Source organism: Pseudomonas sp. RA_105y_Pfl2_P56, assembly GCF_963970845.1.
GTDB classification, from domain to species: domain Bacteria; phylum Pseudomonadota; class Gammaproteobacteria; order Pseudomonadales; family Pseudomonadaceae; genus Aquipseudomonas; species Aquipseudomonas baetica_A.
This window is the reverse complement of record NZ_CAXAPL010000049.1, coordinates 20572-44148: the sequence shown is the minus strand read 5'-3', so window position 1 is coordinate 44148 and position 23577 is coordinate 20572. Positions and strand designations below refer to the sequence as shown.

The window sequence follows — 23577 nt, the reverse complement described above, 5'->3', positions numbered from 1 at the left end:
CTCGGGAAGTAAGGTACCTTGGCCTCGATGTTCACCTTGGATAAAGCGCTTCATGGGCGATCCCTGCGATGAAATCCTCAGAAATCATAGCAAGAGTTCGCGAAGGCGTTTTTACACACTCTGGGCCTGTAGCTGTACTCAACCCCTAGCCTTTTACAGACGTTTAGCCACCTGTTTTGCCTGCGCAATGCCATGGAACCTCTTCGAACACTCCGCTAGCTGTCAGCATTGCGCCGAGTTCATAAATTAGTTGCCTATTGAGAGTGGGGTGGTCGGCAACTCCGAAAGCGCTCCAAGAGTCGCTGTCAATTCGGCAAGTTCCAAACTTACTTTCTAGACGGGAGTGAGATGCCCATATGCCATGTTCATTGGTGTTGACTGAGAATCCCAATGGTACCAATACCATGCGGAGCGCCTCCTGAAACCCAATGTCCGATGGCTGTGGATAGAACTCAACTAGCAGTTTTTTACTGCCATAGCCTTCTCTAATCGCGAAAGGGTACATGACCGTCCTCTTGAACTATTTCGAGCTCTTTGCACCGTCCGTGAAAATTTAACGAAGTACAAGGCATCGGTTAGGTTACGAAGCCATCGACAACATGTCTAGAAGCAGGAGTGGTTAGCACCTCTGCCAACACACGTCCGCTCATGGCCGACAGCTGCCCTCAACCAAAGGCAGCTTTGGATCGCTTTCTGCCTCTCGCGACGGGCAGTAAGAGTCAGCTCGGATGCAATTGACTGGTCAGTGGCAAGGCAAGCCGGTGGTCAAGTGAACTGCAATTATGCATGCCTGGCCGTTTGGGCGCTGAACCTATATCCAGACGTCACTCAATGCAGTTCGCTCACCCTGTTCATGGCCCGTGTTCAAAATACCTCGTGGTTCGATCATCATCAGTTTCGCTTCACTTTGCGCCGCCGTCCTGTGCACTACCCCGCGCGGCACCACATATAACTCCCCAGGATTCACATGGACGCATCCCTCTGGGAGGTCGATGCGCAAGGTGCCTTCGAGCACAAGAAATGCTTCGTCGGTCTCAGGGTGTGAGTGCCAGATGAATTCGCCTTCGATTCGCACAACCTTGAACTGGTAGTCGTTCATTTCAGCGACGACCCGAGGGCTCCATTGCTGATCGATCAGCGAAGCCTTTTGCGCCAGGTTTATGGGGAGCGATGTTTGTGGGTGATGGGACTCAGGCATGACAGATCCTCTGTAGTTGAGGTCGTCAGCCTATCGAACAATGAATGCATCGCGCTTGTACGATCCTGCAAGTCAGCGTGCGGGCCGCAAGCGTTCCAGCCAACGCATGGGTGGGACGCCATAGCAGCGTGTGAAATGTCGGGTCATGTGACTCTGATCGTGAAAGCCTGCGGCGAGGGCGGCGTCCACCAATGTGAAACCGTCGAGGACAAGACGGCGAAAGCGGTCAAGACGTCGTAGTGTGACAAAGCGGTAGGGGCTGGTGCCATAGAGCGTTCTGAAGTCGCGTGACAGGCTCCAGCGCTCTCTCCCGCTAGCCTGCTCGAGCATTTCCAACGTAATACCCAAGTGCATATTTTCCAGGATGAATGCTCTGGCACGTTCGGCAGAGAGATAATCCAGACGCTTACGGCCACGCGACTTACCCGCGACGGCACGCAACGCCATTGCCAGGTCATACAGGGCGTCCTGTTCCTCCAGCGTCTCCATAGGGTTATCCATCGCTTGCACAAATGCTTCGCTGGCATGGTAAAGGCGCGGATCGTTCGAAAGCCCACCGGCGATAAAGGGCAAAGGTTCGCCCCCCAAGATTGTCTGGATCAATGCTGGATCAACGTAAGCCATACGGTAATGAAAACCTGCTTGCGTGCCGGCCATGCCGTCATGAAGTTCATCGGGGTGAAGCACGAGCGTGTTGCCCTGCACCCCGTGGCGTAGCGAACCCTTGTAGTGAAAACTCTGCACGCCCGCCAGCGTGCGACCTATCGAGTAGGTGTCGTGACGGTGTGGGTCGTAGCCGTGGCTGCCGAACCAGGCTTCGATACGCTCGATGCTACCGGGTTGAGTGCTGCGAATAACCCAGTCAGAGGTGCTCGGTTGGCCTTTTTTCCGGTCCATGCCAGTATTTTCCAGTTTCTGCGCAGTCGTCGCGGTTTTCCTTTTCGGGAATATACAAGTACTCGCATTCGGATATCTCCTTTTGACCCAGGCTGAGAAAAAAATCGACGCTCGCCGTTAGCTCAAACCACTGTTGAATTGATCACTGACCAGTTCATCCAGCATCCGCAGAGGTTCGGTAAAGCTTCGGCGAGAATGATGTATCAGCCCGATATCACGGTGAAACGTGCGCACGTCGAGATCGAGTGCCCGGACACCGGCCGGCCAAGGACTGGCTGCACAGCACGCTTGGCGGTTGTCCCACCGTCGTTGAGCCCAGGCTTTCTAAAGCCTGAGCAGCATATTCGCGAAGGGGTCGTATCAGCCACTATCACCTCAGCTGACACACCACTTTCGCGAGCAAGCCCGCTCCAACAGGTGAGCCGTGGTTAATTGTCGATTGGCGTGATGATCTCAATCCGCGTAATCCCCACCCGTTCAGCCTGCGCAATTATCTCTTGGGGTGTCGAGTCCGCCGTGGGCATGACCAGGCCATTTTCCGCATCGCCCAGATGCAGTTCCAGCAGGTGCATCGCAGCCTCGTGTTCGGCCAGTTGTGGCTGTTTGAGTTCGAACAGATGAGTACGAGGCTCATCGTTGAAACGGTATTGCAAAAGGTAGTTGTGCATGGTGTCACCCGCGTATGAAGGAAGAAGCCACTGATTATCCTGACGCACCGGTCAGTTATTAGTTCAACGGCATGGCGACTGCGACTTACTGGCGGTAAACAGATAAATCTCGGCGCTCAATCCAAACTTTTCGCCGCGCAGGGCGTCCTTTCCTTACACTCCCCCAAAAGCTGAGTACAGCTAAGGACTGGCGATGACCTTCTTCATTTTTCTTCTGGCCTGCGCGGCTGCCGCGAGCACAGGCGTCATTTTCAAACCGGGCCCCTGGTATGCATCGCTGACCAAGCCTGGCTTCACGCCGCCCAACTGGGCGTTTCCGGTGGCCTGGACGGTGATCTATCTGTTGCTGGCCTGGGCCGGATACCGACTGAGCCTGATCCCCGGCAGCCAAACGGTGATGGCGTTATGGGCGGCGCAGATCGCGCTCAATACCCTGTGGACGCCGGTCTTCTTTGGCGCCCACCACGTTTTCGCCGCCATGGTGATCCTGACGCTGCTCTGGCTGGTCGTCGCGGCCATGGTGGTGATGGCGTTGCAGCTTGATCTGGTCACCGGCCTGATCCTGTTTCCCTATCTGGCTTGGTTGTGTGTCGCCGCTGCGTTGAATTTTTCCATCTTGATCAAGAATCGCGGATGACTCACCCACGCAGCAAGACGCCTTGGCCGCAGGGCGAGCGGGAGTTGACGCAAGTGCGTGATTTCAACAAGAAGCTCGCCTGGTTACCGCGCTTTAAGATTCGCAATCGCGTCCTGCCACGGATGATTCAAACACTGCTGCGCGCCAGCCAGATCGGTGGCGCTGATGTTTGCCGGCGAACTGGACCCGCTGCGCGACGACACCCTCGAAATCGCCGAGCGCTGGAGGGCGTCAGCCCCTGTCGAGGTGTACCAACTGCCCTCTTCCCCCCATGGTTTTATTCACTTTCCGACCGCGATTGCCAACAGCGTGCTGGCGTACAGCCGTGAGTGGATCACGGGGCGAGTTAATGCGTGCACTGTGCTTACCCCCCCTTCTTGAGTGCTGGATACCGCCTGCGTTATTCGCGCCGTTCAACCTTGGAATCGGTCAACGCGCCCTCATAACCATCGCTATACCCAACATCCTCAAAGGGAAGGACAAACCATGACCAGTCAAACCGAAACCGCCATCCTCGCCGGCGGCTGCTTCTGGGGCATGCAAGACTTGCTGCGGCGCTATCCGGGCGTGTTGCAAACGCGGGTTGGCTACACCGGCGGCGATGTGCCGAACGCCACTTATCGCAATCACGGCAATCATGCTGAAGCCATCGAAATCGTTTTCGATCCTGCGGTGATCAGCTACCGGCAGATCCTTGAGTTTTTCTTTCAGATACACGACCCCAGCACACCCAACCGTCAAGGCAATGATCGTGGCCCCAGCTATCGCTCGGCGATCTATTACCTCAGCGAACAGCAACGCGACATCGCCGAGGACACCGTTGCCGATGTCGATGCCTCACAGCTATGGCCTGGCCGCGTGGTGACCGAAATCGCACCGGCGGGGCCGTTCTGGGAAGCAGAACCGGAGCACCAGGATTATCTGGAACGCATCCCGAATGGCTACACCTGCCACTTCATTCGTCCGAACTGGAAACTGCCCAAGCGTGCCTGAGAACCAGTCTCACGTTGCCATCGTGCTCGCAATCGACTCAATTGACGTCCGACGCCTTCGCGTCGGGCCAAGGGCGCTTTTAAAAGACGAACGTCATCAGTGCGTTGAACACCAGCGCCGCGACAAAGCCCAGAGGTGCCGCGCGAAACAGGAGATGCTGAAACAGCGAAGCGCGGCTCTGCTCCGTGGGGCACGAGCCGAGGATCAGGCTACCACCCGAGGAAAACGGCGAGATAGAGGTCGCTTGGGCGCCCACGACGATGGCAACGAACAGGATCATCGGATCGAGCCCCAGCGTCGAAGCAATCGGCGGCACCATCGGGAACAGCGCTGGCGTCACGACCCCCAGCGTGCTGGAGAACAGCGACATGAAAGCCGCCACGATGCCGAAGACGATCGGCACCATGATCGGCGGGATGCTACTGCCCATCCACGAGGCCAGCACGTCGATGGTCACGGCCTTGATCGCAACCGAAATCAGCATGCCCACGCCGCAAATCATGATCAACGTTCCCCAAGGCACCGTCGCCATGACCTTGCGCTCGTCACCCAGTTTGAGCAGCAGCGCAATCACTGAGAACAGACTGGCGATCAGCCCGATGTCCATCTTCGAATTGATAAAGCTCACGGTCGCGTTGGCCGGGAAAACGATATGCGCGATGGGCGCGGCCAGTACGATCGCCATCATCGCCAGCGTCAGCCAAAGCGTGGTTTTCTGCTCTCGATTCAACGGCGTCGGCTCGGTCACCACATAAGCGCTGGCTTTCATCGCCTTGCCATGGCCCGTGAGGAACACCAAAGCTGAAATCACCAGAAGGGGTATCACCAACGTGCTGGCGAAGATCGCTGCTGAGTTGATGAACGCGTCATTTTCCGCGATCCCCGCGTTGACCATCAGTCCACGGAAGATGATGCCGCTCTGGCTCGAGACGAAATTGGCCCCGCTCAAGGCGCCGTAGTTCACCGCCATGCCGCCAATGATCAGGCTCATGCCTGTGCGTTCGCAGAGCAGCAACGTGATCGGCGCCATGAATGCCAGCACCGTGTAATAACCCGCGCCCATCCCTGAAATGACGGTCGCGGTGAAGAAGACCGCAAACGGCAACAGTTGCGGCATCGACCGGCTGCGATAAATCAGATGCTCAGCGAGTTTTTCAAGGGTGCCGTTGACCGTGGCGAAGCTGTAGAACAGGCAAACCGAGAAGATAATGAAGAAAATCTTCAGCGGCCACATGCCGATGACTTCCGACGGGCTGAGGCCCATGCCGTAACAGCCGATCAGGTAGGCAAACGCGATGGCGAACAGACCGATATTGATCTTGGTTTTGTAACCAAGGGCGACGGCGACAACGATTGCCGCGACGACGAGCAGGCTCATCATGATGGAAGTCCTATTGTTGTTATTGATTGTTTAGCGGGAAACGTTGAATCCGAACAGCGTTGCCGGATTTTCCTTCAACACTTGGGCGCGCTCGCCCGCATCCGGCAGCAACCTTTCGATGAAGGCCACCTGCTGGTCATAGCTCGTTTGATCTTCGAACTGGGTGTTGGGCCAGTCGCTGCCCCAGAGGAGTCGCTGGATGCCACCGCTCGCCTCGCGCAGCAGTGCCAGCACTCGCGTTGCCTGGGCCAGATCGGATTGGCTACGGTAGGGAGCGGACAACTTGAGCCATACGTGCGTGTCTGCCAGCAGTGCGAGAAAAGCCGTATGAGCGGGATTCTCAAGATCGATGCCACCTGTCGGCAGGCCAAAGTGGTCAATCACAACCGTCACGCCGCACGCCCTGATGACGGGCACGATCAGCGCCAGATCATCGATGCCCCGCTGAACCTCCACCTGCCAGCCGCGCCGTGCCAAACGCACGAACAGCGCAACCCAAGCAGGACTGCTGTAGTCGGCCAGTGTCTTGCCAATCAGGTTCAAACGGATGCCCACCACACCGGCCTCGGCCAATTCATCCAATCGACTTTCGCTGACATCAGCGTCGACGACCGCCACAGCACGCAGGCGTTTTGGATAGCGGCGTAACGCGTCAAGCATGAAGTGATTGTCGGTGCCCAGAAAGCTCGGCTGAATCAACACGCCGTGTGACAAGCCATTGCGATCAAGATGGCCCAGATATTCCTCAACCAAAGCATCGTAATGCGGGCTGTAGCGACGGTTGGCAACCATCGCCAGGTCCTGGCGGAAGATGTGGGCGTGGGTGTCCACACCACGGAGGGCAGGCGCATGAAGACTGGTCATAAACAGATAACCCTGAGCGTTTGTTGTTATGGCTAACAATCTGCAGCGTTCGTGAGATCGGGCCATGAGGCCCAAGCGACGGTTGGCGGCAGATTTATATAAATACATCTATTCATATATATGACTACACCACCATATATTCAGCGCTGGATATCTGTCAAACGACTTGTTGGTGATAAAGTAGCGGCGCCTGCCGGAATGGACTGCCCCAAAAATGAACGCCTCGACACTCGGATACGACGAGCGCTTGCCGCTTTATCAGCGCCTGCGAGAAGAAATGCTCGCCAAGATCGCCGCTGGTGAATGGACGCCAGGGGCGCCCATTCCCACCGAAGCGGAGCTGACCAAACACTACGGTGTCGCGATCGGCACGGTGCGCAAGGCTGTGGAAACGCTGGTCAATGAAGGCCTGCTCCTGCGCAGCCAGGGCCGCGGCACCTTCGTGCGCCGACCTAATTTCGACGCCTCGCTGGCGCGCTTCTTTCGGCAGGTGAATGCCAGCGGCGGACGCGAAATACCCACCAGTCGCATCCTTGCCAAAACGCTGCAAAAACCATCGCTAGCCGTGGCCAATGCGCTAAAGCTGCAAGACGGCGAGCAAGTCGTGAGCATGGAACGCCTTCGGATGGTCGAAGGCCGCACACTGTTTCACGAGGACATCTGGCTACCCGCCACACGTTTTGGCGCATTGCTGAGCATGGATTCCGAAAGTTTCGGCGAGCTGCTCTACCCTTTGTATGAAACCCAGTGCGGCCAATGCATCGCCTCGGCAAGCGAGACGCTGACGGTGGGGGAAGCCGACCCGGCCATGGCCACAATCCTCTCGATCAAGGAAGGCTCCCCGGTCGTCACCATCGAACGCACCGCATTGGGGTATGACCGCAGCCCACTCGAATACCGAATTTCCCGGGCGGCGGCGGAAGGCTTCAGGTACCAGATCGATATTTCTTGAGGCGTTGGGTGAGGCGCAGCATGCGAATCGCCCGGTAGCGCCCAGCCGTTGCCAACCGTTGAAGGTGCTGCGCGTCTTCCCGCGCCGCCAGCAGCTAAACCAGAACGTTGAGCAGTTGAACCGGTGTCAGCTTCGTCACCATCATCAGCACAATCACGAACATCCCGGCAAAACCGGCAACGCCCATCCAGAACCACTTTCTGTAAACGGCTCGGTAGTTTTCATCGAGCCCCTTCCCGGCCTCCCCCGCGCTCGACGCCATCGCGCAAAGCTTTTTCTGCAAGAGCAAAACCGGCAACCAAAGCGCCCCGACGCAAAAGAAGATGATCAACGAAGTCGCCACCCACTCCGTGGTCATGGGCAGGCCCGAGAGTTTCATCAGAAAAAAGCCTGTGATGATTTGCACCAAACCGGCCGGCGTGGTGATCCAGGTATCAAAGCGCACCACCATGCGGGCGACGTGTGCGATCACCAACGGGTTGGCCGTGCGGCTGGCGGCGATCAAATACAGGTAGGAACCCATGCCGAACCCGAACAGGAAAATCGCCGCGATGACGTGCAGGTACTTCAGGCCCAGATAGAGCATGCTCAGTGCGGCCCTTTGGAGAAGTTCACGACCAGGCGCAGATTGTCCGGATCGTTGATGGCCGCCATGTATTCATCGACGCTGATTTCGCCGACGCAAGGCCGGGCACCGGATTGCGGCACATAGCCTTGGGCCATTTTCATCGCCAGCGCCACGGCCGCGCAGCTGGGGATTTGCGGACCTTTGTCATTCAGGGCTGTCAGTTGCGCAGTCATCGCCAGCGGCAAGCCATCAACATCGAGCCCGTGAATGTCGATGTACATGGCGCTTTTACCGTCGCCGAAACGTTCGAATCGCACGCCCAGAAGATGCAAGCGCGCAGCCCAGCGAACGTGGTCGCGAACCAGCCCGATCTTCAGCGCCTGCGCCAGCAGGCCGTTGGCGATACCGCCTAGCTTCAACCCCGCGCCGGCCTTGAAGCTCAGAGTGTGCGCGCCATAGCGGCTGGCGAAAATATCCATGTCCGGCACATCGACATTGGCCAGCAAGCGAGTGCCCAGTGGCGGCATTTTGCGCAGGGTCAGATCCTGCCAGCCCGGCACCTCATGCACCTTGCCGTTCCTGAGTTGCTTGATGGGTTTGCCGGCGTAGGCCAGCACACCTTCGATCGTCGACAGCCCCGGCATCTTCGCCGAGGACGAGATGCCATGCTCAATCGAGTCGATGCGTGAGAAGTGATGGCGCTGCTGATCAATGATCGCCGACGACAACGTCGGCACCGAGCTGCAGCCGCTAAGAACAGCCACGCCCGCGGCTTTCGCCCGCGCATCGAGGACGCCCACGCCATTGACGAAAGTCCGACAGTCAGCAAGGTCGCAGTAACTCACCCCAGCCGCTATACAGCTCTCGGCGACCGCATACGATTGCCCCTGAAACGGGCCTGCGGTGTGGACGACCAACTGGATGTTCATCGAGCGCAACGCCGGACTGAACGCGCTGCCCATGGCATCGCCGCACCAGCCTTCGCAGACGTTAAGCGACTGGCTATTCAACTCATCGACCTTGCGCTGCAATTTGTGCTGATCACGCCCCGAAAGCACCAGCTCGACGCCCGGCATCAGCGCCAGATGCTTGCAAACGATGCTACCGAAGTTGCCGTAGCCCCCCACCACCATCACCCTGAACGGCATTCAATTCTTCCCTAACTGACAGGCTGTATTCAGCCATTGACGGAGACTCATCCAGCGGCGGGAAGAATATAGCGCCGAGCGTCAGCAAGCCAATCAACAAATCCAGGGGGCTGGCCCGTCAGCAAGCAGATCTCTGCGGTGAGGTCGCAAATTAAATGAACCCACCACGCCACACGCCCCCTAACAAAGACCATCAGGAGGTAGCCAATGCAAAATGAAATCGTATGGATCGTACTGGCGGCAGTTCTTCTGCTCATCGAGCTTTGGGCCATCAACCGGGTACGCAAAAGCGAGGGGAAGTCCAATAACAAGGGGGTATGGATTGTGTTGATCGTATTTGTGCCGCTGTTCGGGCTGATTGCCTGGGCGATCGCAGGCCCCAAACATATCAGCCAGGACACCGCGTCACATCCCGGTCGCTAAAAAGCACTGTGTGAGCTTCGCGTTTAAAAACTTCGCGGTCTTCAGGCCGATACTGTCAAATTCCGCCAGGCGTTTCTCGAACGCCTGGTGTCGACTTAGAGGTAATCGGTAGGGGCAGTCCTCAGGATCTGTTCGATGCTCAGCTTGATGTACGCGAATTGCTTCGCGCCCAGGACAAAACTGAATGGGTAATCATCTCGACAGGCATGTTCACCAGCTTCCTTTTTGAGCCTGTATTCGAAGTGGTTGACTTGGAAAACGATTCCGTGAACGCGCTAGGCAGTCTTGAGAACGGCGTGACGCTCACGACGCCATACGACATTGGTGCGCTGACAGCGGCAATCGTTTTCTTCGAACCTCGCTTGCGCAACCAGATCGTGTATCTATCGGGAGACACGGTGACGTACGCAGAGGTTGCGGGTCTCCTTGAACGTGTACTGGGGCGCCCGTTCAAACGTAACGTGTGGACTGTTGCGTACCTGATCCGGGAATTGGAGAAAGATCCGACTCACCACATCAAGAAGTACCGTGCTGTGTTTGCCCAAGGCAGAGGTGTGGCTTGGCCGAAAGCGGGCACTTTCAACGAGCAGCAGTCGATTGAGGTAACGACCGCCGAGCATTGGGTTCGGAAAAACCTCGCAAACATCTGAACGCAAAAGCAACGCAACCTTCTGCCTCACAATCTGGCGCACCAAGCGCCCAAGGTTGTGAGTGGCTGCTCAGGTCGAATGCAAACAGCACGGCACCCACTCAACTCACCAGCAAGGCTTCATGGACATTGATGACGGGGATAGCTGTGTCTACGCGTTGGCGGTCGAGCCAGCCTCTGGTTCTAACCACATCAAATATTTGCCCCTGTTCAATCAACGCCAACAAGAGCTCGTCGGCCACTCGATATCGCCCGCAGTCGGGGCAATCTCTTTCCTCCCACGGGCCGTGACAGTGAATCCGCTCGGCGGCGCCTGCACACACAAGACAGCTCATCGCACTTACCTTTTATAGTTTTAATCGGCCAGACCGGGTTGATGCGGTCGATGGCCGGTCGACCGGCATAAACCCGCAAAGTTCTTCGCGCTGACGTTTTCAATACAAACACGTCGCATTTGTCGTGCCATGAGACCTGTATGAGAGCGTTGAGGGTGAGCTGCAAAAGAGATGTGGCCACGAGTAACATGGTCGCTTATTGCTAAAAAGCCATTGCTGAGTACACGGAGTCATCCACATGGAAGTCATCAATCAATTGCAACCTATCGAATGTGCCGACATGCTGGACATTCGACGCGAGATCGACAGTCTGGACCACGCCGTAATCAAGCTGTTGGGCAAGCGTTTCCAGTACGTACTGGCAGCCTCGAAATTCAAGACTTCAGCAACATCCGTGCGTGCGCCGGATCGCTTCAAAGCCATGCTCGCAACGCGCCGTGAGTGGGCGCAGACCGAAGGTCTGAATCCGGACGCCATCGAGAAAGTGTACAGCGATCTGGTGAATCACTTCATTGCCCAAGAGATGGCGCATTGGGCGGTGCATCAATCCACGTCCTCAGTTGAGAATTGAGGCGTGGGCACAGCGTTTGAAGACCGACCAGTGATATTTGTCTTAACGATTTTGAGCAGGAGCCTCACCCATCATGGATGAAACCATCACCTATCGAACCGCAACTGCCGACGATGCGTTGACCCTGTGCGAGTTGGGCCAATTGCTTAACGCCGTGCACCACGCTGGGCGCCCCGACATATATGCGGCGGCTACCGACGATGTTTCCCGCGACCTGCCGCACTGGTCAGGCGTTTTCGAGAAACCGGATCATGTAGCCTTCATCGCCCATGTGGGTGATCAGGCCGCAGCATTCATTACGGCCAACCTGTCGGCGAGCTCCGGGCCGCTGATGCAGCGGCAGAATGTGGTTCGTATCGGCTCGGTGTGCGTCGCCGAGCCGTTTTCGGGCAAAGGGATTGGTCGTGCGCTGATGCAACTCGTCAAGGACTGGGCCGTTGAGCATGACGCTCAGGATTTGCGCCTGACGGTTTGGCCGTTCAATGAGCGCGCTGCGCGTATGTATGCCGAGTTCGGATTCGAGCAACGCGCCGTCGAGATGGGAATGCGGCTGGTATGAGCAGGCAAGCCCGACTCATAATGATCGTCCTCGGCTGGCTGGTCGGCAACAGCGTTGAGCATACTTGATGGCACCGCTGACATTGGGATGATCCAAACCTGCGTCGGTGACTAGCTAAACCGATCGGCCCGGCGGGTATCCGCTGGGGCGATGTCATATGTGTCATGGAACGCAAACACCTGAATCGTAGACAGACGACTGTCTTGCAGAACTAACAACCCGAGTAAAAACATGAATCGTCAGAAAAAACTGAAGCAGTTGTTCAAGGAAAAGGCCAAAAAAGCCAGTGCCAAACTGGCCCCGAAAAAGCCGAAATACATCAGCAAGGCTGACCGGGCGAAGCTTGAGGCTCAAGCGGGTTGTGACTCGGTGGCTTGCTCTGAGAGCTGATCAAGGTTCAAGGCATAAAGCACTCACCTGGGGCATCGTCAATGTAATGGCTGTTTTCATGCTTGATACCCACTGAGCAGGCGCATACGGATAGGGGTTCGAATGCAATGCTCAGCGTGGAGTAACTGTCAGTTTGACCGGCACCGACCATTCCAGGGTTTGCCCGTTTTCGATTGACTCGGTATTCACTCCGTAAAGTGTACTCGCACCATTTTTCTCCCTTGCTGCAAGCCCACCCTAAGGTCAGCGCCGACCGAACGGTGGCGCTGACCAGGATGTGGTCTCACCGAACCAGTTCGATCTCGCTCGGCCGCCACTCTTTGGTGAAGAACGGCTCAAGCGGACTGTAGAGGCGCAAGATCGTGAACCAGCCTTTGTCGGGCATGGTCTGGATCCAGTTGCCGGCCTTGGCCTCTGCAGGCTGGGAGGGGCCGAAATAGAGGGTCGTGGTCCCATCGGCGTTTTCCGTGGCTGCCGGCGTAGGATAAGTCTGGCTGCCTGCACGCGGATAGCGCTGCGGAGTCTGGAGCATGGATCGCGTCTGGTTGTCGTAAACAGTGAATGACCAGAATTTTGCCGCAGGAGTCTTCGGTGGCAGGGTTACCTTGTAGGTCTTGCCACCATCGAAAGGATTTTTTTCGGCATCCGTAAAACCCATGAGGTACTGCGAGCCCGCGTTAGGCAACCGCATAATCATGCCCGGAGAATCCATGGTGTAGCCGTAATAGAACGCCGCACGGGAATCGAGTGTCCGTGCGCCGGTTGGCGGGAATGGTTTGAAAAAGCCGTCCTTGGTAATCATCGGCGGCGGAGTCTCGAAGTTATAGCCACCCTGCCACAACATGTTGGCCCACATTGAATTTGGATAGTAGGCCCAACCGGGATAGTCGGCACCACTCCAGTTTAGCGACCGCCCCGCTGCGTTGCCCACCGCCGCTGCGTCGGTCAGGATACTTTTCATCCGGGCATCGGGATTGAAGGGGTGACCTTTGGCGATGCCAATGGCAGCCCGTTGGCCAAGCAGTTCCGGATCGAACGAGGTTGCCGGTTCCAGTTGCACAAGCTTGTCGAGCATCTGGAAATAGGAAAAATCGTTTGGTGGAATGGTATTGAACGACTTGTCACTCCCTTCAACGAACTTCGTTGGAGGAACAGGCGGGTTGTCCTCAGCGCCAATGCTGTGAAAGCCCTCACGAATCGCATAGGCCGAGGCGCCCGAGAAACTGTTCATGAACGCGTCTATGCCGCGAGTGAACGCCAGGGTGCCGTAGACATCTTGTGTGGTTTTCTCGGTCGGAGCGCCATCCTTGAACTCCAACACACCGATACGCGTCTCCATGCGATCAGGCGTAGTAATGGATGGGGGGATTTCGCCGCCAGCTTGCACCATGGTGGACAGAGTATCGCTAATGAGACGAAAGCCGACAACACGGTTTTTGGTTTGAGAGATTGCGTCATAGTGCTTTCCTTGTTTATGACAAATGCATTAACTACTCAAACTGAGGGACTAATGGCTCAGCGATTTCTCTCAGAGCATACTCAGTCACAATCGTTGCGTTCTGGTCATATATGAGTGGAACCTGCCTGGTTCACCCGGATGACCCACAACAAATATTGCGCACATTGTCGAAGCAGCATAGTCCGTTTAATTGGTTATTCCAGCACACCCAGCCTAGATGCATATTTGCCATCGTTCATCGTCCAACAAACAATAGTTGAAGCTGGACGCACTTAAGAAAGTGCACAAATGGACAATGTCGAATCATCAGCGATACGTCACTTCGCCTTAATTACCCGGTTGGGCGGATGGGTGACATGCCTGTCGATCAGACCAAACCCCTGTCCGGCTGTCGTATGTCGGGCGAGTTCGATAACGCCTGGATTCAAGCTCTTTCAACCAACATGACCTGACGTTACTGATCAAAAGAACCTGGCGTAACACCTCACCCCAAAGGAGTACTGCTACGTGAACTTTTCTCATAAGGCGATAGTGGGTGCAGCACTGGGCAGCTCAGCAATAGTTAATCTGAGAACACTTGCACTGGAAGTGACGACAACGATGCCTGACAGCAAAGGCATTGTTGTCGCTTGCCGGCTCTGAGAGTCAGTGAGGTCAACTCATCTCTGGGGCCAGATGACTCATGAACGTAAGATTTTCAATCGCGTGCATATATTCAGAGAATCTCGGATCTCCATCGCTGAACGCCTTTGCCACTTTCTGGGCGTTTTCAAGACTGTCCCACATGGCTAAGTCCGCGAAGATTCGGTCGTCGTTCATGGGGCAGTAGGCACGGTATTCGATCAAACCCGGGAAAGTCTTTAACGTTTCACGAAGCCCTTCGCGTAGCACAGGCACTTGCGCAACGCATTCCTGTTTGACCTTGAAAATGGCTAATTCGAGTACATGAGATGAATGCTGCATAGGGATGACCTGCTGTGTGTTAGGAGGTCCCAATTATCAGTAGCTCATACTGACAGCGTAGTGTCAGTCGTGCTGATCGCTTTCCACTGGTTTGCCTGATGCTTCATATACGTCTGGAGATCAAGGGCCGGATTGTCAGGTGTAGGTTGTTCGGCAATAGCGATGGAGGCGATGCGATCGACCCGAAAATCGCGGTAAGCCGCCTTGGTACTGCACCAACTTCCAACCGTCCATTTCCCTCCCCAGTAAAAAAGGCCAAGGGGAGAAATAAGACGTTGCGAAACCACTCCATCCAGTCGGGTATAAATTATTCTCAGCGCCTGAGTGTTTTCGATGGCATTTCGAAGGATTGCCAGGTGGCGACGCGTCAAAGCGGGTGTTGTTCCTAGTGCCCTGATTTTTGCCGAACCGGGGTCGACCTTGTGCTGGACTACGCAAGCGGAGATTTTGCTCAACAGCATTCTTGCCGCAGCACCTAGATCGTCATCGGCGGAAGCTGAAAGCATTTCCATCCCGAGTATCAGTGCGTCCAGTTCGAGCTTGTTCAACGCTAAAGGCGGCATCTCAAAATCGGCATCCAAGGCATAGCCCACGCCAGCAGTACCGTAGATGGGGATGCCACTGAAGGAGAGGTCGTCGATGTATCGATAGATTGAGCGAACGGAAACGCCGATTCGGCTAGCCAGTCGTTCAGCAGAGATTGGCTGATGGACACGAATCAGATTGACCAATTGAAACAAGCGATCAGCTTTACGCATCAGGTGTGCTCGACGGAGTACCCTGCGCAAGTTCAATAGCCGCCTGAATGGCGGCCCGGGCTTGAGGGCTGTTCTTCCAGCAAGTCGATCCCCTTGCTGCCGATGCCTGAGCGACGATGTCACAAACATTGGCTTTGCTGAGCGCCGCCAGCGAGTCAATACCCATCTGCTCAAGGCGAGCAATAACGGCCGGCCCCACGCCCCTCAGGGCCAGTAACGCATTATGTTCCGTCAGTGGAAATGGCATCCGTAAACTCCTGTTATCGGCCAATGAGGCAACCAGAGTTTGCCCGACGAGAGTTGGCATCTCAATAGATGGGCACCCTCGCCACGGCGCTTACCACCCCATCCCAGTATTCATCCAGCTTTACCCGTCAACCAAGCCCCCCAGAACAGACTGCTGAAAAACCGCGTAGCCTCGCCAAAGCCGGCCTCATGCAACAGCGCCTGAACCGCCGCCTCGGAATGCGGCGGGTCTGCCCCCTGAAGAATCTTGCCAAGCTTGGCCCTCACCTCCTCCGCGCTGGCACCCTGCTGCCGCCAACGCTGCCCCCATGCCGCCAGTAATAGAGGTTGGCTGGCGTAGGCGTAATGGTTGCCTGCCACGATCAGTGGCGCGCCCGGTTTCAAGCGAGCTTCAATTGATCGCAGGATCGCTCTCTTTGGCTCATCGCCCTTCAGATGATGAAGCACGCCAATCAACGTCGCCGCGTCGAACGACTGATCTGCCGGCAACTCATCGACATGCCCGAAATGCACTTGCGTTCGGTGCAGCAAATCGTTGGCCTGCAAATGCTGCGTCGCGGCTTCCAGCATCGGTTTGGAAGGATCAACCGCCATGAAACGCCAGGTCGGCTCCAGCGCAGCCATCGCAATGATTTCCTGTGCTGTACCGCCAGCGCCTACGACCAATACTTTCGCCGAGGGTGAATGGCCAAGACTCGCTGCCAGCACGCATGCTGCCAAATCGTGGCAGGCGTCGTAGCCGGCCAGCGCGATTCGACTTTGCCTGGCGTATTCGTTAGCGCGAGAAATGTCGAATTTTTCGGCGGGGTTGGGTGCTGATGAGTTCAACGGTCGATTCTCCTTGTCTTTGGGGCAAGGTACGCCTTGAACCCGACCAAGAAAAATTCGTTAATTTTATGTGCTGCATTCCTGTCGGGAATGCAGATTGCGTGCAGCTACCAGAGAACATGCGCATAAATGGACAGCTCACGTTCACTACGTCGGTCCACATCGTAGAGGCAGCATTAGCGTGACTTGGCATTGCCTACCTGCCCGAGGAGCAATTTGAGCCCCATCTTCAGGAAGGCCGACTCATGCGCGTCCTGGAAGACTGGTGCACCCCGTTCGCGGGCTACTCTTTGTATTACCCCAGCCGACGCCAGCCCTCCCGGCATTTGCGCTGGTTTCCAATGCACTGCGCGAGACGTTTAACGGTTGAAAATTGCACAATCGCGTGAATAATTCGCAGCCGTTCAATATCAAGCGCTTCACTCATGGCTTACAAATCCTGCATGCAGGCTGGTAGCCGGATGGCTTGCAAACACCCTCCTTGCGCCACGGTACCTGCACGCCAGATTGGAATGCCGTTTCGATAGAGCGTCGGCTGTCTGCTTTAGGGTGTACTATCAGAATCTATTCATCAGATATCAGTTATCCATGTCCACGCTTAGCGAAGAGAGCCGTCAGATCGTAGCTTCTCTGACGCGCCGCGTTGGTCCCAACGCTGACATTGCACAGATCGCCCATACGATCACATTAACCTTGCGGGATATGGACGCTGCCCTCACGCCCATTATCGGCCAGCAAGGGGTAATTGCGCTTTATCGTCGCAGCCTCCATCTGAGTATCTCCACCCATTCGCGTCTGGCCGGCACCTACGACAGTGTGCAGACCATGGACCTGACAGCCCTCAAGGCCGTACTTGTCGAGCAAACGAAAGCCGATGCACTGTTTTTTGGTGAAGTGTTGCTGACGACGTTTTACGCGCTGCTGACCACGTTGATCGGGCCTTCGCTCACCGCACGATTGCTTCGTGGCGTGTGGGAACCTTCTTTGAGCGACATCCCTTCGCAGGAAAATTCTCCATGAGCACCAAAGTGACTATCAACCGCCTGGCCACCGGTGTGCCAGGACTGGACGAGGTGCTGGGCGGAGGTTTGCCGGAGTTTTCGTTCAACCTGATCGCCGGCCCGCCGGGATGCGGCAAGACCACGCTGGCGCACCAGATGATGTTTGCCTTGGCGACCCCCGAACGCCCGGCGCTGTTCTTTACGGTGCTCGGCGAACCGCCTCTGAAAATGCTGCGTTATCAGCAGCAATTCGATTTTTTTGACAACGAAGCGATTAACCACTCGATTCGTTACGTCAACCTGGCCGATGACACCCTGGCCGGCAATCTGGATGAAGTGCTGCGGCGCATCGTCAGCGAGGTGCAAACCCACTCCCCGGCGCTGGTGTTCGTCGACTCGTTTCGCTCCGTGGTGCTGGCCAGCCAGACTCAGGACAACCCGAACAACAACTTGCCGCAGTTCGTTCAGCAATTGGGCATGTTGATGACCACCTGGCAGGCGACGACCTTCCTGATCGGCGAATACTTCACCGAAACCGATACCAACCCGATTTTTACCGTAGCCGATGGGCTGATCTGGCTGCGCCAAAGCGTTCAGCGCAACTCCATGGTGCGCAAGATGGAAATCATGAAGATGCGCGGCCAACCGACATTGCCCGGGTTGCACACGTTTCGCATCGCAACGTCGGGGATCAAGGTCTTCGCGCCTGCGGCACTCAATCCGGTTGAGGCGCCACTGGAGTTTCCGATCAAGCGCCTGAAAATGGGCGTTCCGGCGCTCGACGAGATGTTAGGTGGCGGCCTGCCCCGTGGCTATTCGTTGCTGGTCGCCGGGCCATCGGGCTCGGGCAAAAGCATTCTGGCCGGGACCTTCCTCGCTGAAGGCGCGCGTAATGGCGAAACCGGCGTGATCGCAGTGTTCGAACAACGGCCCAACCACTCCCAGAACGCCACTCTTGTGGACCTGATCCGCAATGGAAAAGTCGGCCTGGTGGACAGCCGCGCCCCGGACCTGTCCATCGACGAAATCGTGCACTTGTTGTTGAGTGAGATCAGTCGACTGAAGGCGTCCCGCGTGGTCATCGACTCGCTGTCGGGTTTCGAACTGGCACTCGCACCGACCTTCCGCGAGGACTTTCGCGAGTCGCTCTCGCGCATGGTCACTGCGCTGACCAGCGTCGGGGTCAGCGTGTTGCTGACTTCAGAACTGGAAGACCGCTACACCGACCTGCGTTTCAGCCCTTACGGCACGGCATTTCTCACCGACGCGATCATCGTCCAGCGCTACATTGAAGTTGAGAGTCGCTTGCTGCGCATCATGGCCGTGGTCAAGGTCAGGGCCAGCGCACACTCCGATGAACTGCGCCAGTATCAGATCGACGATAACGGCTTGCACATCGGCGCCAAGCTGCCAGATCAGGAAGGCCTGCTTGGAGGCCGGCCAACCCGTCAGCGTCTTGGCAAAGACGAGGGATGAGCGAACTATCATGAACGAGGCCAACGGCAAGAACGAACAAGCGTTGGGCACGGCGGCTCGCGAACTGTTCCTGCTCGGCCAGAAAACCGTCAAAGCACGAGCAGTGCTGGCGGCGCTGAACAAAGAGCTGAGCGAAGCCAATACCCAGCGTGCCGATAGTCGGCAAATCGAGCAACTGATCGAGGCCAATCAACAATTGGTTCTGGCCATTCTTACGGCACAGTCGGATGCGGAAAAACCACAGCACACCGCCGAAGAACAGCAGCGCTATCTGGAAATGCGCGAAGCCAACGAACAGTTGGTGCTCGCCGTCCTCAGCGCGCAACACCTGCAAGCCTCGGCCGAACAAAGCCTGGCCCAGCAACGCAACACCCTCACGCTGGTGGCGCATGAACTGCGTAATCCGCTGACCCCCATCAGTATGATCGCCGGTCGATTGGTGAGGGTGCCGAGTGAGGAGTTGCCGCGAATGCAGGCGCTGATCGAAGGTCAGGTGCAGCATATGTCTCGATTGGTAGAAGACTTACTCGACGTATCGCGCGCTAGTACCGGGAAGTTTCGTCTTGATCGCTGCAGTGTCGACATGATTCAGACCATCCATGAGGCCATTGAAATCTGTCGCCCGGTCATGCTCGCTAACGAATTGCATTTCAGCGCGCAGTTGCCTGAATACGCGTTGATGGTCGATGGCGATCCGGTGCGGCTTTCTCAGATTCTCGGCAACCTGTTAGGCAATGCTGCCAAGTACACACCAGCCGGTGGCAACGTCACACTCTCGGTCACGGCCGAAGATAATCTAATGCGACTTTGTATCTGCGATACGGGGATTGGCATTTCTTCCAAGGCGCTGCCTTTTATCTTCGAACCCTTTGTTCAGGACGTTCACGCCATCGGCTTCAACGGGGCCGGCCTCGGTATCGGCCTGACGGTGGTACGGGAGTTAGTCGAAGTTCACGGTGGCACTGTAACGGCCTTTAGCAAAGGTGATGGAAAGGGGAGCACGTTTGTAGTGACGCTACCGCTCGTGAACTGTGCAGCAGAGCCCACCCTGAAAGCCCCCGCTCAACACTAACGGCGCCGATGCTAGAAAAGACTCTCCCCGTACGCCATCAAGGCTACAAAACCTAGCGCCGTAACCTACGACTACGCCAGGAACCGCCGGTTTGTGCACCTGGAGAGCGGCTTCTATCGTTCGTCGCTCACTCAAAACAGTGTTCGAGTTTGTTAGCTAAGCCTCTGCAACCTCTACCCTGTTGCGTCCCGCTGACTTGCCTTCATAGAGCGCGTAATCGGCCCGTGCAATGGCGTCGCTGAGCGCCTCCTCAGCGCGGTATTGAGTGATGCCGATGGACAGAGTAACGCTGACCTTTTGGCCATTACTGTAAATCTCCAATGCCTGGACCGCCTTGCGTGTGCGCTCCGCGCTATCAGTGGCATGGCTAAAATCCGTGTCCGGCAATATGACAAGAAACTCTTCGCCCCCCCAGCGGCCGATAAAGTCTTGCTCACGCATTGAACATTTGAACAATTGACTCACTGCTTCGAGTACGCGATCACCGGCATCGTGACCGTACAGATCATTGACCTGCTTGAAGTGATCTATGTCCATCAACATCAAGGTGAGATTGCTGGGGCGTCTATGGTGCCGTGCCAAAATTTTCTCGGCCAACTCAATCATGTGCCGACGGTTGAACAGGCCGGTCAATGAGTCCGTCGTTGCCATACGCGCAAGACTTTTATGCGCACGGGTGACCGTGACCACATAGAACAGCGCAAGATAACTGAACATGCAGAACACGACTGTCAGATTGAAAATATGCACACCCAACAGGGCATTGGAGGAGATCGGTTGCAGAGGACTGACGAACCACATCAGTACATCCAGGCTTACGTAGTAAACCCACAACCAACCGGCGTATACCCAGGCGCTACGGGCGCGCATGCTAACGAACAGGGCCGGAATAAACATCAGCAAGAAATAGTGAAAACCACTTCCCCAGCCAACCAGGACCGTCCCCAGCCCGGCGTGCACAAGCACTTCAATGCGAATGAGTAGAACGGCCAACCGATTTCGTCGCTGCTTGAACGCGCGATAGGCGTAGACATACATGGCCACGCTGACCACGTTTATCCAGGCCAGAATGGGAGAGCCAAGAATGAGGAAAATGAAAAAGAAGGCAACATCCACGCTGCCTGCCAACTGACAGCAACGCATGGAAAGCTGCCAGAATTCTGGCCGAGCGTCGTGTCTGGTTGGGTCTTGCGAGGGTGTCCCTTGCATCGAACCGGCTACCTCTATGTCCGGGTATAAATCCGGTTTTCAGGTTGACTGCCTCACAACAGCAAATGAGGCGTTAAAAGGCTTCGTGGGGCGCTGGACTGAAGGTACGAGGCTATGCATCAGCTGTCTAGTGGCTACTGGCCGCTTTATTGAAGAGGATGGTCATTCGGAGTTTCTTTAGCCTGAATCGCTCTTCGTTCCGCAGACAGGCGTAAACGTCGGTTTTTGTTTGATATCGCTCGTGCGTGTCCGGTAGACAATCGGCACAAAAACGCCTCGAAGCCTCTATAAACAGCAAGACCGGTTTCAAACGCCGATCAGCCACTGATTACGCCCCGACGCCTTGGCACTATAGAGCGCCTTGTCTGCCACCTCGATCACCCTTTGCCAGTGATCCAGTTGCGATCCAGTGGCGGTCGCAATCCCGATACTCACGCTGACTCGTCCAGACGGGCTGGCGTTGTGCGGGATATTCTCCAATGCCAAGCGGTCGAGAATAAGTTGCGCAACCACCGTTGCGCCTTCTACGTCGGTGTCGGGCATGATGACGCCCATCTCTTCTCCGCCATAGCGTGCCGCGAGATCCGAAGGTCGTCTGACACACTCCTCGATAATTTTGCCGACGCTCTGCAGGCACACATCGCCGGCGACATGGCCGAACGAATCGTTGAACAGTTTGAAGTAGTCGATATCAATCATCAGCAAGGCCAGCGTCGTGCGCTCGCGTTGTGCGCGCCGTGCTTCCAAGGCAAGACTCTGATCAAAGCAGCGCCGATTTGCCAATCCGGTCAGGGCGTCCTTCATTGCGAGCAACTCAAGCTGACGATTCGATGAGAGCAACTGCTGTTGAGTCTCGCGCAACTGGTCTTCCGCCGTGGTTCGCCTTCGGATATCCACGATCAAAAACCAACCGATCAGACCGGTTAGCCCCAGCAGCCCCGTCACTACCACCCCTGACAGCAACGCCTCCGTTCGCCAGGCGGCGAGCGCTTCGTGTTTGCCAAGCGCAATGGTCGTGATCAGCGGCAGCCGGTCACTCTTGCGGAAGGCGTAGAGCCGCTCCACACCGTCCAGACTGGAAGTAAACGAGGCCGTGCCGACTGAACGATCAACGAGATACTTGGCATAGATGGGCGACTTGGAAAAGTTGCGCCCCATGTCCTGCTCGCGGAAGGGATAACGAACCAGCAACGTACCATCGGTATAGGACAATCCGATGGCACCGTCCTGCCCCACATCGATCGTTCCAAACAGTCGAAGGAAGTTTTCAATGCCCAAGGTGACCGCCACCACGCCGGCAAATGCTCCATGCGCATCATTGAAGCGCCGGCTGACGGTGATCACCCACTCTTGATTAGAGCGGCTCTGGATGGGCGGGCCGATGAAGGTTTCTGGGGATGGATCGTCGCGGTGATGAATGAAATAGACCCGATCACGGCTGTTCGCCCCGAAGGGAATCGGCCCGTTGGAGGACATCAACCAGCGGCCCTGATTATCGTAGACCGTGATGCCACTGAGCTGTGGCATCAGGGGCTCCTGCCGGCTGATCAAGGCACTGAGCCGTTCGATCTGTGCCGGGCCGCTGCCTTCCGTTTCCAGGCGCTCGACGAGCCCGAGCAAGAGCAACGAGCTTTGCCGGACAATGCCTTCGGAATAGGTGGCGAGCGCCTGGGTGAGGTTCAACCCATGTACGTCCACTTCTGCCAGTGCACGCTCTCGAGAAGCTAATACTTTCCAGACCGTCAGCGACGCCAGAGAACAGCCAATCACCAACAGTAAAAGCACCACCAGGTGGGTATCACGCTTCACGTCACTACCTTATGGAAAGTCCATTTTTTTGCGTTCCAGCCACTATAGGCCATGGCGATGGCCTGCTTCGCGTGGGCAAGGATACAAGCAGCGATAGCTCGCTGCAGCAACAGATTATGCGGCGCGGTGAAAGTACATCGCCGTGTCTGAACAGTGCACCTGTGAACCTTCTGGAAAAGGACGTTGACTGCCACCGGCCTTCTGATAAATCTTGCGCGCCGCCGTCAGGTTGCTCGTCGTCCACAAGGTGATGTTCTTGTAACCGATCTGCCGCGCAAACCGCAGACACTCTTCGACCAGTCGAGCGCCGATGCCCTGGCCCCGTGCGCTGGCGTCGATGTAGAGCATGCGCAATCGTGCGGTGGTTTCGTCTTCGCGAACGATGAACACCGAACCGATGACCCCGCCGTCCTTTTCCGCGATCCAGCAGCGCTCGGATTTGGGGTCGAAGTCGCGCAGGTAGTTGGCGACCACTTCAGCCACCAGCGTTTCGGCCTCTGAGCCTCTGCACAAATCGTCTAAA

The 23577-nt window shown here is 56.4% G+C and carries 24 protein-coding genes and 5 pseudogenes; 13 read left to right on the top strand and 16 right to left on the bottom strand.

Annotated features, from left to right (window positions below):
- Positions 1-811: 811 nt before the first annotated feature.
- The 4 genes and pseudogenes from AACY11_RS24910 to AACY11_RS24895 all read right to left on the bottom strand — a co-directional run bounded on the left by AACY11_RS24910 (position 812) and on the right by AACY11_RS24895 (position 2763).
- Positions 812-1198: a cupin domain-containing protein gene (locus AACY11_RS24910; RefSeq protein WP_339434028.1), complete on the bottom strand. Its 387-nt coding sequence runs from the start codon at positions 1196-1198 to the stop codon at positions 812-814.
- A gap of 72 nt (positions 1199-1270) precedes the next feature.
- Positions 1271-2095 carry an AraC family transcriptional regulator gene (locus tag AACY11_RS24905; RefSeq protein ID WP_339434027.1) on the bottom strand — a complete coding sequence of 275 codons (825 nt, stop codon included), beginning with the start codon at positions 2093-2095 and terminating at the stop codon, positions 1271-1273.
- 117 nt (positions 2096-2212) lie between these two features.
- A pseudogene (locus AACY11_RS24900) lies at positions 2213-2362 on the bottom strand (LysR family transcriptional regulator); the annotation flags it as partial.
- A 161-nt stretch (positions 2363-2523) separates the two neighbouring features.
- Entirely contained in the window at positions 2524-2763 is a 240-nt protein-coding gene (locus tag AACY11_RS24895) for a hypothetical protein (RefSeq protein ID WP_339434026.1), read from the bottom strand.
- Positions 2764-2956: 193 nt separating this feature from the next.
- Here AACY11_RS24895 and tspO point away from each other — a divergent pair, with 193 nt between their 5' ends.
- The 3 genes and pseudogenes from tspO (at position 2957) to msrA (ending at position 4393) form a co-directional block, all read left to right on the top strand.
- Positions 2957-3400 carry a tryptophan-rich sensory protein TspO gene (gene tspO / locus AACY11_RS24890; RefSeq protein ID WP_339434025.1) on the top strand — a complete coding sequence of 148 codons (444 nt, stop codon included), beginning with the start codon at positions 2957-2959 and terminating at the stop codon, positions 3398-3400.
- 159 nt (positions 3401-3559) lie between these two features.
- Positions 3560-3781: pseudogene (locus tag AACY11_RS24885) on the top strand (alpha/beta hydrolase); the annotation flags it as partial.
- Positions 3782-3886: 105 nt separating this feature from the next.
- On the top strand, positions 3887-4393 hold the full coding sequence (gene msrA, locus AACY11_RS24880) for a peptide-methionine (S)-S-oxide reductase MsrA (RefSeq protein WP_339434024.1): 507 nt from the start codon (positions 3887-3889) through the stop codon (positions 4391-4393).
- A 79-nt stretch (positions 4394-4472) separates the two neighbouring features.
- Here msrA and AACY11_RS24875 read toward each other — a convergent pair whose 3' ends face one another.
- Together AACY11_RS24875 and AACY11_RS24870 are read right to left on the bottom strand one after the other, a co-directional pair.
- Positions 4473-5774, bottom strand: coding sequence for an SLC13 family permease (locus AACY11_RS24875; RefSeq protein ID WP_339495955.1), 1302 nt, complete (start codon positions 5772-5774; stop codon positions 4473-4475).
- A gap of 30 nt (positions 5775-5804) precedes the next feature.
- On the bottom strand, positions 5805-6638 hold the full coding sequence (locus tag AACY11_RS24870) for an amidohydrolase family protein (RefSeq protein WP_339495954.1): 834 nt from the start codon (positions 6636-6638) through the stop codon (positions 5805-5807).
- Between the two features lie 214 nt (positions 6639-6852).
- Here AACY11_RS24870 and AACY11_RS24865 point away from each other — a divergent pair, with 214 nt between their 5' ends.
- Positions 6853-7590: a GntR family transcriptional regulator gene (locus AACY11_RS24865; protein WP_339434021.1), complete on the top strand. Its 738-nt coding sequence runs from the start codon at positions 6853-6855 to the stop codon at positions 7588-7590.
- Between the two features lie 94 nt (positions 7591-7684).
- On the opposite strand, the gene AACY11_RS24860 is transcribed toward AACY11_RS24865, so the two are convergent.
- Together AACY11_RS24860 and AACY11_RS24855 are read right to left on the bottom strand one after the other, a co-directional pair.
- On the bottom strand, positions 7685-8176 hold the full coding sequence (locus tag AACY11_RS24860) for a DUF2269 family protein (RefSeq protein ID WP_339495952.1): 492 nt from the start codon (positions 8174-8176) through the stop codon (positions 7685-7687).
- 2 nt (positions 8177-8178) lie between these two features.
- Positions 8179-9306, bottom strand: coding sequence for a saccharopine dehydrogenase family protein (locus AACY11_RS24855; protein WP_339495950.1), 1128 nt, complete (start codon positions 9304-9306; stop codon positions 8179-8181).
- A gap of 207 nt (positions 9307-9513) precedes the next feature.
- Here AACY11_RS24855 and AACY11_RS24850 point away from each other — a divergent pair, with 207 nt between their 5' ends.
- From AACY11_RS24850 to AACY11_RS24830, 5 genes and pseudogenes are all read left to right on the top strand, one after another.
- Positions 9514-9729 carry a PLD nuclease N-terminal domain-containing protein gene (locus AACY11_RS24850; protein ID WP_221732590.1) on the top strand — a complete coding sequence of 72 codons (216 nt, stop codon included), beginning with the start codon at positions 9514-9516 and terminating at the stop codon, positions 9727-9729.
- Positions 9730-9815: 86 nt separating this feature from the next.
- Positions 9816-10379, top strand: a pseudogene (locus AACY11_RS24845) (aromatic alcohol reductase); the annotation flags it as partial.
- Between the two features lie 572 nt (positions 10380-10951).
- Positions 10952-11284 (top strand): isochorismate lyase, encoded by a 333-nt coding sequence (locus AACY11_RS24840; protein ID WP_339495949.1) that lies wholly within the window; start codon positions 10952-10954, stop codon positions 11282-11284.
- A gap of 73 nt (positions 11285-11357) precedes the next feature.
- Positions 11358-11843, top strand: coding sequence for a GNAT family N-acetyltransferase (locus AACY11_RS24835; RefSeq protein WP_339434017.1), 486 nt, complete (start codon positions 11358-11360; stop codon positions 11841-11843).
- Positions 11844-12074: 231 nt separating this feature from the next.
- Positions 12075-12233: a DUF2986 domain-containing protein gene (locus tag AACY11_RS24830; RefSeq protein ID WP_339434016.1), complete on the top strand. Its 159-nt coding sequence runs from the start codon at positions 12075-12077 to the stop codon at positions 12231-12233.
- A gap of 283 nt (positions 12234-12516) precedes the next feature.
- Here AACY11_RS24830 and AACY11_RS24825 read toward each other — a convergent pair whose 3' ends face one another.
- The 5 genes from AACY11_RS24825 to AACY11_RS24805 form a co-directional block, all read right to left on the bottom strand.
- Complete coding sequence (locus AACY11_RS24825) at positions 12517-13572, bottom strand: DUF1214 domain-containing protein (protein ID WP_339495948.1); 1056 nt, start codon at positions 13570-13572, stop codon at positions 12517-12519.
- A 774-nt stretch (positions 13573-14346) separates the two neighbouring features.
- On the bottom strand, positions 14347-14655 hold the full coding sequence (locus tag AACY11_RS24820) for a hypothetical protein (RefSeq protein WP_339466058.1): 309 nt from the start codon (positions 14653-14655) through the stop codon (positions 14347-14349).
- A gap of 44 nt (positions 14656-14699) precedes the next feature.
- Positions 14700-15413: a helix-turn-helix transcriptional regulator gene (locus tag AACY11_RS24815; RefSeq protein ID WP_339495946.1), complete on the bottom strand. Its 714-nt coding sequence runs from the start codon at positions 15411-15413 to the stop codon at positions 14700-14702.
- Positions 15406-15660 carry a helix-hairpin-helix domain-containing protein gene (locus AACY11_RS24810; RefSeq protein ID WP_339495945.1) on the bottom strand — a complete coding sequence of 85 codons (255 nt, stop codon included), beginning with the start codon at positions 15658-15660 and terminating at the stop codon, positions 15406-15408. Before AACY11_RS24810 ends, AACY11_RS24815 begins: the two co-directional genes overlap by 8 nt.
- A 110-nt stretch (positions 15661-15770) precedes the next feature.
- Positions 15771-16487, bottom strand: coding sequence for a class I SAM-dependent methyltransferase (locus tag AACY11_RS24805; RefSeq protein ID WP_339434011.1), 717 nt, complete (start codon positions 16485-16487; stop codon positions 15771-15773).
- Positions 16488-16603: 116 nt separating this feature from the next.
- Here AACY11_RS24805 and AACY11_RS24800 point away from each other — a divergent pair.
- The 4 genes and pseudogenes from AACY11_RS24800 to AACY11_RS24785 all read left to right on the top strand — a co-directional run.
- A pseudogene (locus AACY11_RS24800) lies at positions 16604-16857 on the top strand (LysR substrate-binding domain-containing protein); the annotation flags it as partial.
- 218 nt (positions 16858-17075) lie between these two features.
- Positions 17076-17507, top strand: coding sequence for a hypothetical protein (locus tag AACY11_RS24795; RefSeq protein ID WP_339495944.1), 432 nt, complete (start codon positions 17076-17078; stop codon positions 17505-17507).
- Complete coding sequence (locus AACY11_RS24790) at positions 17504-18964, top strand: ATPase domain-containing protein (RefSeq protein ID WP_221732600.1); 1461 nt, start codon at positions 17504-17506, stop codon at positions 18962-18964. Before AACY11_RS24795 ends, AACY11_RS24790 begins: the two co-directional genes overlap by 4 nt.
- 10 nt (positions 18965-18974) lie before the next feature.
- Entirely contained in the window at positions 18975-20036 is a 1062-nt protein-coding gene (locus AACY11_RS24785; RefSeq protein ID WP_339495942.1) for a sensor histidine kinase, read from the top strand.
- 156 nt (positions 20037-20192) lie between these two features.
- Here AACY11_RS24785 and AACY11_RS24780 read toward each other — a convergent pair whose 3' ends face one another.
- From AACY11_RS24780 to AACY11_RS24770, 3 genes and pseudogenes are all read right to left on the bottom strand, one after another.
- Positions 20193-21179, bottom strand: coding sequence for a GGDEF domain-containing protein (locus AACY11_RS24780; protein WP_339434009.1), 987 nt, complete (start codon positions 21177-21179; stop codon positions 20193-20195).
- Between the two features lie 372 nt (positions 21180-21551).
- The gene (locus AACY11_RS24775) at positions 21552-23054 is read right to left on the bottom strand and encodes a sensor domain-containing diguanylate cyclase (protein WP_339495941.1); all 1503 of its coding nucleotides are present in this window, start codon (positions 23052-23054) and stop codon (positions 21552-21554) included.
- A 114-nt stretch (positions 23055-23168) separates the two neighbouring features.
- Positions 23169-23555 (bottom strand): annotated as a pseudogene (locus AACY11_RS24770) (GNAT family N-acetyltransferase); the annotation flags it as partial.
- Between the last annotated feature and the right edge of the window lie 22 nt (positions 23556-23577).

Coding starts and splice junctions, on each gene's coding strand:
- AACY11_RS24910 (WP_339434028.1), bottom strand. CDS start 1,198: ATGCCTGAGTCCCATCACCCACAAACATCGCTCCCCATAAACCTGGCG.
- AACY11_RS24905 (WP_339434027.1), bottom strand. CDS start 2,095: ATGGACCGGAAAAAAGGCCAACCGAGCACCTCTGACTGGGTTATTCGC.
- AACY11_RS24895 (WP_339434026.1), bottom strand. CDS start 2,763: ATGCACAACTACCTTTTGCAATACCGTTTCAACGATGAGCCTCGTACT.
- tspO (WP_339434025.1), top strand. CDS start 2,957: ATGACCTTCTTCATTTTTCTTCTGGCCTGCGCGGCTGCCGCGAGCACA.
- msrA (WP_339434024.1), top strand. CDS start 3,887: ATGACCAGTCAAACCGAAACCGCCATCCTCGCCGGCGGCTGCTTCTGG.
- AACY11_RS24875 (WP_339495955.1), bottom strand. CDS start 5,774: ATGATGAGCCTGCTCGTCGTCGCGGCAATCGTTGTCGCCGTCGCCCTT.
- AACY11_RS24870 (WP_339495954.1), bottom strand. CDS start 6,638: ATGACCAGTCTTCATGCGCCTGCCCTCCGTGGTGTGGACACCCACGCC.
- AACY11_RS24865 (WP_339434021.1), top strand. CDS start 6,853: ATGAACGCCTCGACACTCGGATACGACGAGCGCTTGCCGCTTTATCAG.
- AACY11_RS24860 (WP_339495952.1), bottom strand. CDS start 8,176: ATGCTCTATCTGGGCCTGAAGTACCTGCACGTCATCGCGGCGATTTTC.
- AACY11_RS24855 (WP_339495950.1), bottom strand. CDS start 9,306: ATGCCGTTCAGGGTGATGGTGGTGGGGGGCTACGGCAACTTCGGTAGC.
- AACY11_RS24850 (WP_221732590.1), top strand. CDS start 9,514: ATGCAAAATGAAATCGTATGGATCGTACTGGCGGCAGTTCTTCTGCTC.
- AACY11_RS24840 (WP_339495949.1), top strand. CDS start 10,952: ATGGAAGTCATCAATCAATTGCAACCTATCGAATGTGCCGACATGCTG.
- AACY11_RS24835 (WP_339434017.1), top strand. CDS start 11,358: ATGGATGAAACCATCACCTATCGAACCGCAACTGCCGACGATGCGTTG.
- AACY11_RS24830 (WP_339434016.1), top strand. CDS start 12,075: ATGAATCGTCAGAAAAAACTGAAGCAGTTGTTCAAGGAAAAGGCCAAA.
- AACY11_RS24825 (WP_339495948.1), bottom strand. CDS start 13,572: ATGGAGACGCGTATCGGTGTGTTGGAGTTCAAGGATGGCGCTCCGACC.
- AACY11_RS24820 (WP_339466058.1), bottom strand. CDS start 14,655: ATGCAGCATTCATCTCATGTACTCGAATTAGCCATTTTCAAGGTCAAA.
- AACY11_RS24815 (WP_339495946.1), bottom strand. CDS start 15,413: ATGCGTAAAGCTGATCGCTTGTTTCAATTGGTCAATCTGATTCGTGTC.
- AACY11_RS24810 (WP_339495945.1), bottom strand. CDS start 15,660: ATGCCATTTCCACTGACGGAACATAATGCGTTACTGGCCCTGAGGGGC.
- AACY11_RS24795 (WP_339495944.1), top strand. CDS start 17,076: ATGTCCACGCTTAGCGAAGAGAGCCGTCAGATCGTAGCTTCTCTGACG.
- AACY11_RS24790 (WP_221732600.1), top strand. CDS start 17,504: ATGAGCACCAAAGTGACTATCAACCGCCTGGCCACCGGTGTGCCAGGA.
- AACY11_RS24785 (WP_339495942.1), top strand. CDS start 18,975: ATGAACGAGGCCAACGGCAAGAACGAACAAGCGTTGGGCACGGCGGCT.
- AACY11_RS24780 (WP_339434009.1), bottom strand. CDS start 21,179: ATGCGTTGCTGTCAGTTGGCAGGCAGCGTGGATGTTGCCTTCTTTTTC.